Below are 11653 nucleotides of genomic sequence, written 5' to 3'. Positions count from 1 at the left end.
CCCCCATGCGGGCAGTAGTTAAGAACGCAGCAGAGCGAGGCGTTAAGTACGTAACCGACGCCGGCGACCCCAAGGCAACAGAAGGCGCAGTCGTCATCGAAGTAGGAGCCGCGTCCCTGTGCGGCACCGACCGGGAACTCTACGAATGGACCCCGTCGGCGCAGGCGTTCAACCTCAACCTCCCGGTCATTCTCGGCCACGAGGGCGCAGGCACCATCGTCGAGGTCGGCCCCGGCGTCACCGGGCTCAGCGTGGGCGACCAGGTGGCCCTCGAAAGCCACCTGACCTGCGGACAATGCTTCCCCTGCCGCACAGGCGACGCCCACACCTGCGAACGCACCGGAATCCTGGGCATGCACATCGACGGTGTCTTCGCCGAATACGCGGCCGTGCCGCAGGACATCTGCGTCAAGCTCCCCACCGGCCTGTCGCTCGAGTCCGGTGCCCTGCTCGAAGCCGCAGGCGTCGCGGTCCACGCCATCCAGCGCGCCAACTACTCGGTTGCAGGCCGGGCCGTACTCGTCAGCGGCGCAGGCCCAGTCGGCCTCGTCGTCGTGAACCTGGCACTGCTCATGGGCGCCTCCCACGTCATCGCTGTCGACCCCAACCCCTACCGGCGCGCCCAAGCCGAAAAGCTCGGAGCGACAGCCCTGCACCCCAACGACGGCATCATCGAACGCTGCCGCGAACTCACCGGCCGCCGCGGCGGCTTCGACGTCGCCTTCGAATGCTCAGGAGCGCCCGGCACGCTGGCAACACTCTTCGAAGCCGTCCGTCGCGAAGCCACCGTCATCACCGTCGGCCACCCCAGCCGCCCCGCCGAAGTCGACATCGCCGCCTACATCAACAAAAAAGGCATCACCCTGCGCGGCATCTTCGGCCGCCGGCTCTGGGAAACCTGGGAACAAAGCCTGCTGCTGCTCGACTCCGGAAAACTGGAACTCGACTGGCTCATCACCCACCGCAAAAAACTCAGCGAAATCGACGAAGCCGTCGAACTTCTCACCGGCGACGCCTGCAAAGTCCTGCTCATCCCCGGCCTCGGCTAACCCAACCCACCAACGGAACTGACGGCCCGACCCGTGCAGTTCTACACCACCCAGCTATCCACAGGAGAAATCAATGTCGATTCCCATCAAGAAAGCCCTGGAAAAAGTCCCCGGCGGCATGATGCTGGTGCCCCTTGGCATCGGCGCCGTCATCCACACCCTGGCCCCGGACGCCGGAAAATTCTTCGGCTCCTTCACCGGCGCCTTCTTCACGGGCCTGGCACCCCTCCTGGCCGTGTTCTTCGTCTGCCTCGGCGCAACACTCGAAATCAAATCAACGCCCTACATCCTCAAAAAGGGCGGCGTGCTGCTCGGCTCCAAAATCCTCTTCGCCGTCCTCATCGGCGTCATCGCCGGACGCTTCCTCGGCGAAGCCCCCATCGAAACCGGAATCCTCGCCGGCCTCTCAACCCTGGCACTCGTCGCCGCCCTGAACGACACCAACGGCGGGCTCTACATCTCCCTCATGGGACAGTTCGGCCGCAAACGCGACGCAGGAGCCTACTCCATCCTCTCCCTGGAATCCGGACCCTTCCTGACCATGGTCACCCTCGGCATCGCCGGCCTCGCCGCCTTCCCCTGGCAGGCACTCGTCGGCGCCATCCTCCCGCTGGCACTGGGCATGCTCCTCGGAAACCTGGACAAGAACATGCGGCATCTCCTGGCCCCACTGGTACCCGCGATGGTGCCATTCCTGGGCCTGGCCCTCGGCCTGACCATCAACCTCAACGCCGTCATCGAAGCAGGACTGCTCGGCATCGCCCTCGGCCTGTTCGTGGTCTTCGCCGGCGGCGCAGTGCTGCTGCTCGCCGACAAACTCACCGGCGGCGACGGCGTCGCCGGCCTCGCCGCAGCAACCACAGCCGGCAACGCCGCCCTCGTCCCCGCCATCATCGCCACAGCCAACCCCGTCTACGCCCCTGCCGCCGAACACGCCACAGTGCTCGTGGCAGCCTCGGTAGTCGTCTCCGCAGTGCTCTGCCCAATCGTCACCTCGGCATGGGCACGCCGGGTGCAGAACAAAGAGGAACCAGCGGACACACAAGACAACACCGCCGAGCAGGAGGCGCTAGCCCCCAAGCATGCGAGTAGTACCCCAGAACTGACCTAGCGGTACTAAAGGGAACGGGTGGGGCGTGCACATCGGTGCCCGCCCCACCCTTTCCTCATATACCCGAACGCGGAGGACGAACGCGTCGATAAACAGGAAGGAACACCATGAATGCAGACACTCAGCTAGTGAAAGTCCCATCCCCCGGCCCGCAAAGTCGCCTACTCAGCTATCACAACTGGATTCACCTGAACCCGGGCGACAGAGCGATAGTCAAACGAACCGGATGTGCACCCGAACTTGGCACGGTGGATCATGTCGGCGAAGACGCCTCATACTTTTGGGTCTGGATTGACGGCCAAGGCAGAACTCTGATCTTCCACGGAGACGGATCGGTCATTCACAAACTCCTCCACTAGCCTCAGCCGACATAACTAAAGAAGAGACATAGGCGTCTCGAAACCCTTGAGATACGAGACGCCTCGTCATCACGACTTTGGACCGGTTCGGGCGATCCACCCAAAGCATGCTTGCCTTCGCCGGCGAACTCCGCAGCAGGGGCGCCGGCCTGCGCGTCCTGAACTTGGGCGGAGGCGACGTCGATACAGCATCACCGATGGGCTCTAGGTTGTTCACGATCATGGCCGCCCTTGCGCAGATGGAACACGAGATCAAACGCGAACGCGTCACGGACTCCATTTAGCAAGCGACGAGAGGCTGGTCTGGACCTTCGCGGCGTGGGACCGTCGACTGTACCAGAACGGCCCTTTCGGGCCCTCTGAACGGCGCCCTTGCAGCAATAGATGCGGTGTTTAGGCGTTGCTAGGACCCCGCCAGCGGCGACAGGGCCAGCGCCAGGACAAACGCGCCGGCGGCCGTCGCGGCCGGTGTCAGCACCCAGAGGCCCAGGATCCGGATGACCAGCTTCCTGTTGGTCACTGAGAAGTGCTGGTTCTCGCCCGCGCCGAGCACGCCGGCGGTCACCGTGTGCGTGGTGGACACTGGCCAGTGCAGGCCGATGGCGCCGACAAAGAGCATCAGCGCGCTGAAGATCTGCGCCACGGACCCGCGCAGGGGGTCAATCCGGGTGATCTTGTAGCCGATGGTGTGCGAGATCCGCCAGCCGCCGAAGAGCGTTCCGGCGGTGAGCATCACGGCGGAGAGCAGCGCCACCCACGCGGGGATAGTGCCGCCGTCGGAATAGCCGCTGGCCAGCAGGGCGAGCAGCAGCACCGCGCTGACGCGCTGGCCGTCCTGCAGGCCGTGGCCGAACGCAACGGCGCCGGCGGCGATGGACTGGCTGCGGCGGAAGCGTGTGTTGATGACGTTGGGCTGGGCATAGCGTGCCGCCCAGGTGGCCGGGTAGACCAGGAGGAAGGCTCCGCTGTAGGCAACAAGCGGAGAGAGCAGCAGGGGCAGGACCACCTGGAAAAGGAGCGACTGGTCCACGCCCCCCACCCCGCCGCCGCCCACGGCGAGGCTTGCCAGTCCGGCGCCGGCCAGGCCGCCCACGAGCGCATGAGTGGAGGAGGACGGGATGCCGCGCCACCACATCAGGATGCCCCAGGCGCAGGCGCTCGCGAGCCCAGCCACCAGGATGCCAAGGCCATTGGCCCCGCCGGGCAGGGTGATCCAGTGCTGGCTCACAGCCACAGCCAGGCTGGCGCTGAGCAGGGCGCCGAGAAAGTTGAAGAAGGCGGCCAGCAGGACGGCGACACTGGGCGTGAGCGCACGCGTGCGGACCGCCAGGGCAACCGAGGTGGAGACGTCACGGAAACCGTTGAGGAAGGCAAACGCCGCAGTCAGCAGGACCACCGCGGCGAAGATGGCTGCCGTCACCTCAGGATTCCTTGACGATGATGCTGCCCACCTGGGTGGCGATGCGCCGCATGTCCTTGGTGACTTCCACGAGCTGGTTGGCGATGTCCCGGTTGCGGGAGTACTGCGCCCACTTCATGTCGGAGATCATGTCCGCCACCCAGACGCGGTGTGTGCGTTCGGCCCGCTTGGCCAGCCGCAGGATCTCGATCCAGTAGTCCTCAAGGTCATCAAGGTTGTTCAGCCGGCGCATGGCGTCCACCGTCAGCTCGGCCTGCCGGCTGATGATCTCCAGCTGGTCCGCCGCGCGCTTCGGCAGTCGCTCCAGCTTGTACAGGGCCACCAGTTCCGCAGCGGCGTCGAGCTTCTCGATGGCCTCGTTGAGGTAGCGGGACAGCGCGTACATGTCCTCGCGGGGGAGCGGGTTCACAAAGCTGGTGCGCATGTGGGTGAGCAGGGCGAAGTGCAGCTCGGCGGACTTGGCCTCGTGGTTGTGCATGTCCTCCACGAGCTTGCCGTGCTCGGCGGCGGGGACGCCCAGGATCTCCGCAAGGGTGGCGCTGGCCAGGACAATCTGGCGTGCCATCTCTGAAAGGAGGTTCAGCCCGGCGGGCTCCTGGGGAAAAAGGCGCAGCTTCACGTGGTTACCGGTCTCCGGAAAAATGTACTGGGATGGGCAGCCGGCTTTGTGACTTGACCGCAGCCCGCAACTGACCATTACTCTACCGGGCGGGCGAGGGCGCCTGAAAAAGGGCAGAAAAATGGTGCCGAACCGGATACGCCTCTCGGCGGTAGGCCGCTCTAGGCGGCTAAATGTTGAAGCCCGGGGGTTTCGCGGTTCGACACCAGTTTCAGTGTTCTACGTTGGCTGGCCCAAGTCAACATTGACAGATCGGGCCTGCTGGGTCAGTCCAGCTCGCCCAGGCGCCACGCATTGGCCGCATGCTCGAGGTCCTCGGCGGTCTTGACCAGCTGGTGGGAGTTGCGCGTGAGCTTGCTCGCGTGGGCCTCGTTGCCGAGTTCGGCACCGTCGGCGATGGTCGCCTGGCCAAGCGCCACCACGCGGCAGAACGCGGCAGAACGTTCCAGCGCGACGTCGAACTCGCCGTCGAACGCCCCCGAAAGGATGGCATCCGCCATGGTCCGCATCTCGTCTGCTCCCGGCGGTTCTGCGGCGCCGGCCACCACGTGGGAAACCTGCGCGGTGTCCTTTCCGGCGCGGAAGTAGACCGAAATCCGCTCGGGGTCCTGGACGGTGGCGGCGCGCAGCGCGTACAGCCGCCAGAGGGCGCCGGGCAGGGAACGCGCCGGGCTCTCGGCCCACATCTCAGCGATGGCTTCCAGGCCCTGTTCGTCCGCCAGCTTGACCAGCCGTTCGGTGATGACGGGGTCGTCGCTGTCGCGCCCGTGCCGCACCAGTGCCTGGGCGGCGAGGTGCGCGGCTTCGGAGACGCGCGCGGGGTCGGCGCCACCTGCAAACGGCTCAAAGTCGATGGGGGCGAAAGGCTTGGGCTTGTGATGCCGGTTGGCTCCGCCGTAGTGACTGGGTCCTGTTTGCTCGCTCATGCCCCCACGCTACTCCTGTGCCCAAAGGGAATCGAGTGCGTTGCACATGGCCTCCGGGCCGTCGGCGGACCGGAAAGCCGGGGCCGGAAGCGGCGTCGTCGGCGTACGACGGCGGCGCGCGGCAGTGTGCCGGAGCAGCCCCAGGTCTGGGGTACAGTATTAACGTTCAGAAATGGACTGGGCTGATCGGCTCTTTTGACGGTCAGCTGGGGCCTTTAGCTCAGTTGGTAGAGCATCGGACTTTTAATCCGTGGGTCGTGGGTTCGATCCCCACAGGGCCCACTCTTCCACCGAAGAGTGGCAGTCCCCGGCATCCTGGAAACAGGGTGCCGGGGACTTTTCTTTGCCAGCCTGAATCAGGCTTCGTGCTCCGCCCGGAACACGGCCACGAGGGCATTTGCGTGGCCATGGCCCATCCCGTGCTCGCGCTTCAGCCAGTTCACCTGCTCCAGGTGCTTCATGCCCCTGACCTCGCCCAGGGCGGACATCCAGTGCTCGATCGGCTGCCCGTACTTGGCTTCGATGGACGGGAAGTAGGATCTCGGGCCTTTCACCGGTTCGCTCATGGGGACATTCCAGCATCGAAGTCCCGGGGCTGGCAGCGGGCACAATGGGTACATGTCAAAAAGCAGCAACGGGCGGCTGCCGCGCCTTGAGGACGTGGCCGAGCTCGCAGGCGTCTCGCACCAGACGGTCTCCCGCGTCATCAACAACCACCCGAACGTCAGCAAGGCCACGCGGGAAAAGGTTGAGGCTGCCATCGCCGAACTGGGGTACCGGCGTAACACTGCGGCCCGCAGCCTGGTGACCCGGCGCTCGCAGACCATCGGCGTGCTGGGCAGCGAACTGTCGCAGTACGGCCCGGCCAACACGCTGCTGGGTGTGGAGCAGGCCGCCCGGGATGCCGGCTATTTCGTCAGCATCGCCGCCCTCCGTTCCGTCAGCCGCGACGCCATCTTCGACGCGCTGAGGCACTTCACGGACCAGTCGGTGGACGGCATCGCCGTGCTGGTTCCGCACTCCGAGACCCTGCGGATCCTCGAGGAATTCAACCCCGGGGTCCCCGTTGTTGCCGTCGGATCCCTGGGTGACGAGGCCGTGAGCGGCGCCATGGTGGACCAGAAGCGCGGCGCCGAGCTCGCCGTCGGGCATCTCATCGAACTGGGTCACCGCCGGATTGGACACGTGGCGGGCCCCTCCGACTGGATTGACGGCACCCTCCGTGCCGAGGGGTGGCGCACCGCCCTGGAAGATGCCGGTCTGCCGCAGGATCTGCTGCTCGAGGGCGACTGGAGCGCCGGCAGCGGCTACGAGATTGGCCGCCGGCTCGCCGCCGAGCGCACGGCCACGGCGCTCTTCGTGGGCAACGACCAGATGGCGCTGGGCATCCTGCGGGCCTTCAACGAGGCCGGGGTCCGCGTTCCCGACGACGTCTCCGTGGTGGGTTTCGACGACCAGCCGGAATCGGGGTACTTCACGCCGCCGCTCACCACCGTGCGCCAGGACTTCGAGGAACTCGGCCGCCGCTGCATGGACATCATGCTCAAGGAGATTGAGGCCGGGGCGGCGGTCAGTTCGACCGTGGTCACCCCGGAGTTGGTCCGCCGAGAGAGCGTAGCCGCCCCGCCGGCCGGCTAGCTGCTTCATCCCGTAGGTCCCGCGAAGGGTAGGCCAAGGCTTACGTCCACAATCCACTATTTGGCAAGCTTCCCTGTAACCCGTCGGGCGGCTGCGTCCGGCGAAAAGCTTGTGGCGCGGGTGCCATGGCTTCGCTCGCTGACCTGCGCCAGCTGCTCTCCGACGTGTTGGGCCGGGAGGATGTCCCTTCCGTGAGTTCGTCCGTCTACGCCGAGACCTTCAAGCGAAGCACAGTGCTGTACCGGGATGGAGTTCCGGAGGAACCCCTGAACGCAGCCCCGTCCCCCGACGACTAATCAGCTGCTCCTGCGCCTGGATGGCGAACCGCCCACTCTTGACTTCCATGTTGTTAGCGCTCACAATTGTCAACAGGCCGCGAAGTGGCGGCAGCTAATTGGAGGAACTTCTTATGGACGTCACAGTGGACGGCAGCGAGCAGTACGTCATCGGCGTGGACTACGGGACGCTTTCCGGCCGGGCCGTGGTGGTTCGGGTGCGGGACGGCAAGGAACTCGGAAGCGGCGTCTTTGACTACCCGCACGCCGTGGTCACCGATGCGCTGCCGGCAGACACGGCGGGCGACGGCGCCGCCCGGCTTCCTGGCGAATGGGCGCTCCAGGTGCCCAACGACTACCGCGACGTCCTCCGCAACGCAGTCCCCGCCGCAATCGCGGACGCCGGGATCGACCCGGCGGCCGTCGTCGGCATTGCCACCGACTTCACCGCCTGCACCATGGTGCCGGTCAAGGCGGACGGAACCCCGCTGAACGAGCTGGACGGCTTCGCCAACCGGCCGCACGCCTACGTGAAGCTGTGGCGCCACCACGCCGCGCAGCCGCAGGCGGACCGGATCAACGAGCTCGCCGCCGAACGCGGCGAGGCCTGGCTGCCGCGCTACGGCGGCCTGATCTCCTCCGAATGGGAGTTCGCCAAGGGCCTGCAGCTCCTGGAAGAGGACCCGGACGCCTACGCCGCGATGGACCACTGGGTCGAAGCCGCCGACTGGATCGTCTGGCAGCTCTGCGGGCAGTACGTCCGCAATGCCTGCACCGCCGGCTACAAGGGCATCTACCAGGACGGCCGCTACCCGTCCGAGGACTTCCTGGCCGCGCTGAACCCTGACTTCAAGGACTTCGTCAGCGCCAAACTGGAACACACTATCGGCCGGCTCGGCGACGCCGCCGGTTACCTCACCGCCGAGGCCGCCGAATGGACCGGCCTGCCGGAGGGCATCGCCGTCGCCGTGGGCAACGTGGACGCCCACGTCACCGCGCCCGCCGCCCGCGCAGTGGAACCCGGCCAGCTCGTCGCCATCATGGGCACCTCCACCTGCCACGTGATGAACGGCACCGAACTCCACGAAGTCCCCGGCATGTGCGGCGTGGTGGACGGCGGCATCGTCGACGGCCTGTGGGGCTATGAGGCCGGACAGTCCGGCGTGGGCGACATCTTCGGCTGGTTCACCAAGAACGGCGTCCCGCCGGAATACCACCAGGCCGCTGCCGCAAAGGGCCTGGGCATCCACGAATACCTCACCGAACTCGCCTCCCGCCAAGCCATTGGCGAGCACGGGCTCATTGCACTGGACTGGCACTCCGGCAACCGCTCGGTGCTGGTGGACCACGAACTTTCCGGCGTGGTGGTGGGCCAGACACTCGCCACGAAGCCCGAAGACACCTACAGGGCGTTGCTGGAAGCCACGGCCTTCGGCACCCGCACCATCGTGGACGCCTTCCGCGATTCGGGCGTCCCGGTGAAGGAGTTCATCGTGGCCGGCGGGCTCCTGAAGAACAAGCTCCTGATGCAGATCTACTCGGACATCACAGGCCTGCAGCTCTCCACTATCGGTTCCACCCAGGGCCCGGCGCTGGGCTCAGCCATCCACGCCGCGGTCGCCGCCGGCAAATACGCGGACATCCGTGAGGCCGCGGCCGCCATGGGGTCCGAGCCCGGCGACGTCTACGCGCCCATCCCGGAAAACGTTGCCGCCTACGAGGAACTGTTCCAGGAATACCGCACCCTGCACGACTACTTCGGCCGCGGCGCCAACGACGTGATGCACCGGCTCAAGGCCATCCAGCGCCGGTCCGCCGGAGTGCAGCCCGCAGCGTCCAGCGCCGCAGCAGCGCCCGCCGCCCCCGCAACCGTTGGAGCCTCCGCATGAGCACCGCCACCGTAAATACTCTGGAAACCATCGCCCGGATCCGCGCTGAGGTCTGCGCCCTGCACGCCGAACTGACCCGCTACCAGCTCGTGGTGTGGACCGCCGGCAACGTCTCCGCCCGCGTTCCCGGCCGCGACCTGCTGGTCATCAAACCGTCCGGCATCTCCTATGACGACCTGACGCCTGAACAGATGGTGGTCACAGACCTCTACGGGGTGCCCGTGGACGGTGACGCGGACGGTGAGTGGGGCAACCCGCCGCTGTCGCCGTCGTCGGACACCGCCGCGCACGCCTATGTCTACCGGAACATGCCCGACGTCGGCGGGGTGGTGCACACGCACTCCACCTACGCCACGGCCTGGGCTGCCCGGGGCGAGTCCATTCCGTGCGTCCTGACCATGATGGGCGACGAATTCGGCGGCTCCATCCCGGTGGGCCCGTTCGCCCTGATCGGCGACGACTCGATCGGGCAGGGGATCGTGGAGACGCTGAAGAACTCCAACTCGCCCGCGGTCCTGATGCAGAACCACGGCCCGTTCACCATCGGCAAGGACGCCCGGTCCGCGGTGAAGGCCGCCGTGATGTGCGAGGAAGTGGCGCGCACCGTCCACATTTCGCGCCAGCTGGGCGAACCGATCGCCATCGACCAGGGCCACATCGACTCCCTCTACAACCGCTACCAGAACGTCTACGGCCAGTAACATCCGGCCGAACCCGCCGCCGTCGTCCCGTCCCGAAAACTTTCCCAGGAGATTCCATGAGCACCGCAGCAAACACTTCCCTCGACGGCTACGAGGTCTGGTTCCTCACCGGCAGCCAGCACCTCTACGGCGAGGACGTCCTCAAGCAGGTCGCAGCCCAGTCCCAGGAGATCGCCAACCAGCTCAACGCCTCCTCGGCCGTCCCGGTCAAGATTGTCTGGAAGCCGGTCCTGACCGACTCCGACGCCATCCGCCGCACCGCGCTGGAAGCGAACTCGGACGACTCCGTCATCGGCGTCACCGCCTGGATGCACACGTTCTCCCCGGCCAAGATGTGGATCAACGGGCTGGACCTGCTCCGCAAGCCGCTCCTGCACCTGCACACCCAGGCCCACCGGGACCTGCCGTGGGCCGACATCGACTTCGACTTCATGAACCTGAACCAGGCCGCCCACGGCGACCGCGAGTTCGGCTACATCCAGTCCCGCCTGGGCATTGCCCGCAAGACCGTTGTGGGGCATGTTTCCAACCCTGAGGTGGCCCGCCAGGTGGGCGTCTGGCAGCGCGCCGCCGCCGGCTGGGCCGCCGTCCGCACCCTGAAGCTGACCCGCTTCGGCGACAACATGCGCAACGTCGCCGTCACCGAGGGCGACAAGACCGAGGCCGAGCTCCGCTTCGGCGTCTCCGTCAACACCTGGTCGGTCAACGAACTCGCCGAGGCCGTGCACGGCGCCGCGGAGGCCGACGTCGACACCCTGGTTGCCGAGTACGAGGACCTTTACGACGTGGTTCCGGAGCTCCGCGCAGGCGCGGCCCGCCACGACTCCCTCCGCTACGGCGCCCGCATCGAACTGGGACTGCGCAGCTTCCTCGAAGCCAACGGTTCCGCCGCGTTCACCACCTCCTTCGAGGACCTTGGCGCGCTCCGCCAGCTCCCCGGACTGGCGGTCCAGCGGCTCATGGCCGACGGCTACGGCTTCGGTGCCGAGGGCGACTGGAAGACCGCCATCCTGGTCCGCGCCGCCAAAGTCATGGGCGCAGGACTGCCCGGCGGTGCCTCCCTGATGGAGGACTACACCTACCACCTGGAGCCCGGTTCGGAGAAGATCCTGGGCGCGCACATGCTGGAGGTCTGCCCGTCCCTGACGGCCGGAAAGCCGAGCCTGGAGATCCACCCGCTGGGCATCGGCGGCAGGGAAGACCCGGTCCGCCTGGTGTTCGACGCCGACGCCTCCGCAGGCGTGGTGGTGGCCCTTTCGGACATGCGGGACCGCTTCCGCCTGGTGGCCAACGCCGTGGACGTCGTCCCGCTGGACCAGCCGCTGCCCAACCTCCCCGTGGCCCGCGCCCTGTGGCAGCCGAAGCCCGACTTCGCCACCTCGGCCGCCGCGTGGCTCACCGCCGGCGCCGCGCACCACACTGTGCTCAGCACCGCCGTCGGCATGGACGTGTTCGAGGACTTTGCCGAGATCGCCAAGACCGAGCTGCTGACCATCGACGAAGGCACCACCATCCGCCAGTTCAAGAAAGACCTGAACTGGAACGCCGCCTACTACAAGCTCGCCGGAGGGCTGTAAGCAGCCGGATTCCGGCCCATGGATCCGGGCGGTGTCGCGGGGCGAAGAGCGCCTGCGACGCCGTCCGGATTCCTGTTTTGCTCCCTTGC

Annotated in this window: 11 protein-coding genes, 1 tRNA gene and 1 pseudogene; 9 read left to right on the top strand and 4 right to left on the bottom strand. The window is 66.7% G+C overall.

Annotation, left to right across the window (positions count from 1 at the left end):
* Positions 1 to 5: 5 nt before the first annotated feature.
* The 3 genes and pseudogenes from J2X42_RS04245 to J2X42_RS04235 all read left to right on the top strand — a co-directional run.
* On the top strand, positions 6 to 1049 hold the full coding sequence (locus J2X42_RS04245; protein WP_310162533.1) for an alcohol dehydrogenase catalytic domain-containing protein: 1044 nt from the start codon (positions 6 to 8) through the stop codon (positions 1047 to 1049).
* Positions 1050 to 1122: 73 nt separating this feature from the next.
* Entirely contained in the window at positions 1123 to 2160 is a 1038-nt protein-coding gene (locus J2X42_RS04240) for a 2-keto-3-deoxygluconate permease (protein WP_310162532.1), read from the top strand.
* A gap of 421 nt (positions 2161 to 2581) precedes the next feature.
* Positions 2582 to 2837 (top strand): annotated as a pseudogene (locus J2X42_RS04235) (recombinase family protein); the annotation flags it as partial.
* Positions 2838 to 2922: 85 nt separating this feature from the next.
* Here the strand turns inward: J2X42_RS04235 and J2X42_RS04230 are convergent.
* The 3 genes from J2X42_RS04230 to J2X42_RS04220 all read right to left on the bottom strand — a co-directional run bounded on the left by J2X42_RS04230 (position 2923) and on the right by J2X42_RS04220 (position 5484).
* Entirely contained in the window at positions 2923 to 3939 is a 1017-nt protein-coding gene (locus tag J2X42_RS04230; RefSeq protein ID WP_310162531.1) for an inorganic phosphate transporter, read from the bottom strand.
* A 1-nt stretch (position 3940) separates the two neighbouring features.
* Positions 3941 to 4558 carry a DUF47 domain-containing protein gene (locus J2X42_RS04225; protein ID WP_131134849.1) on the bottom strand — a complete coding sequence of 206 codons (618 nt, stop codon included), beginning with the start codon at positions 4556 to 4558 and terminating at the stop codon, positions 3941 to 3943.
* A gap of 266 nt (positions 4559 to 4824) precedes the next feature.
* Positions 4825 to 5484 carry a hypothetical protein gene (locus J2X42_RS04220; RefSeq protein ID WP_310162527.1) on the bottom strand — a complete coding sequence of 220 codons (660 nt, stop codon included), beginning with the start codon at positions 5482 to 5484 and terminating at the stop codon, positions 4825 to 4827.
* Between the two features lie 209 nt (positions 5485 to 5693).
* Between J2X42_RS04220 and J2X42_RS04215 the strand changes: the two genes are divergently transcribed.
* A tRNA-Lys gene (locus J2X42_RS04215) sits at positions 5694 to 5766 on the top strand.
* A gap of 74 nt (positions 5767 to 5840) precedes the next feature.
* Here J2X42_RS04215 and J2X42_RS04210 read toward each other — a convergent pair.
* A complete protein-coding gene (locus J2X42_RS04210; RefSeq protein WP_310162525.1) occupies positions 5841 to 6050 on the bottom strand; it encodes a DUF4287 domain-containing protein in 210 nt (69 codons plus the stop codon).
* Positions 6051 to 6102: 52 nt separating this feature from the next.
* Here J2X42_RS04210 and J2X42_RS04205 point away from each other — a divergent pair, with 52 nt between their 5' ends.
* The 5 genes from J2X42_RS04205 (at position 6103) to araA (ending at position 11564) form a co-directional block, all read left to right on the top strand.
* Positions 6103 to 7122: a LacI family DNA-binding transcriptional regulator gene (locus J2X42_RS04205; RefSeq protein WP_310162523.1), complete on the top strand. Its 1020-nt coding sequence runs from the start codon at positions 6103 to 6105 to the stop codon at positions 7120 to 7122.
* 125 nt (positions 7123 to 7247) lie between these two features.
* Complete coding sequence (locus J2X42_RS04200) at positions 7248 to 7418, top strand: hypothetical protein (protein WP_310162521.1); 171 nt, start codon at positions 7248 to 7250, stop codon at positions 7416 to 7418.
* Positions 7419 to 7531: 113 nt separating this feature from the next.
* Positions 7532 to 9286: a ribulokinase gene (gene araB, locus J2X42_RS04195; RefSeq protein ID WP_310162518.1), complete on the top strand. Its 1755-nt coding sequence runs from the start codon at positions 7532 to 7534 to the stop codon at positions 9284 to 9286.
* A complete protein-coding gene (locus J2X42_RS04190; protein WP_310162516.1) occupies positions 9283 to 9987 on the top strand; it encodes an L-ribulose-5-phosphate 4-epimerase in 705 nt (234 codons plus the stop codon). Before araB ends, J2X42_RS04190 begins: the two co-directional genes overlap by 4 nt.
* A 56-nt stretch (positions 9988 to 10043) precedes the next feature.
* The gene (gene araA, locus J2X42_RS04185) at positions 10044 to 11564 is read left to right on the top strand and encodes an L-arabinose isomerase (protein ID WP_310162513.1); all 1521 of its coding nucleotides are present in this window, start codon (positions 10044 to 10046) and stop codon (positions 11562 to 11564) included.
* The last annotated feature ends 89 nt before the right edge of the window (positions 11565 to 11653 follow it).

The organism is Arthrobacter sp. BE255, assembly GCF_031457335.1.
Lineage (GTDB): Bacteria > Actinomycetota > Actinomycetes > Actinomycetales > Micrococcaceae > Arthrobacter.
Note: the sequence above shows the minus strand (reverse complement) of the source record. Positions and strands in the feature narration are given on the sequence as shown.

What these genes read in the sequence shown, in the direction of transcription:
- J2X42_RS04245 (WP_310162533.1), top strand. Translation starts at nt 6, where the DNA reads ATGCGGGCAGTAGTTAAGAACGCAGCAGAGCGAGGCGTTAAGTACGTA.
- J2X42_RS04240 (WP_310162532.1), top strand. Translation starts at nt 1,123, where the DNA reads ATGTCGATTCCCATCAAGAAAGCCCTGGAAAAAGTCCCCGGCGGCATG.
- J2X42_RS04220 (WP_310162527.1), bottom strand. Translation starts at nt 5,484, where the DNA reads ATGAGCGAGCAAACAGGACCCAGTCACTACGGCGGAGCCAACCGGCAT.
- J2X42_RS04210 (WP_310162525.1), bottom strand. Translation starts at nt 6,050, where the DNA reads ATGAGCGAACCGGTGAAAGGCCCGAGATCCTACTTCCCGTCCATCGAA.
- J2X42_RS04205 (WP_310162523.1), top strand. Translation starts at nt 6,103, where the DNA reads ATGTCAAAAAGCAGCAACGGGCGGCTGCCGCGCCTTGAGGACGTGGCC.
- J2X42_RS04200 (WP_310162521.1), top strand. Translation starts at nt 7,248, where the DNA reads ATGGCTTCGCTCGCTGACCTGCGCCAGCTGCTCTCCGACGTGTTGGGC.
- araB (WP_310162518.1), top strand. Translation starts at nt 7,532, where the DNA reads ATGGACGTCACAGTGGACGGCAGCGAGCAGTACGTCATCGGCGTGGAC.
- J2X42_RS04190 (WP_310162516.1), top strand. Translation starts at nt 9,283, where the DNA reads ATGAGCACCGCCACCGTAAATACTCTGGAAACCATCGCCCGGATCCGC.
- araA (WP_310162513.1), top strand. Translation starts at nt 10,044, where the DNA reads ATGAGCACCGCAGCAAACACTTCCCTCGACGGCTACGAGGTCTGGTTC.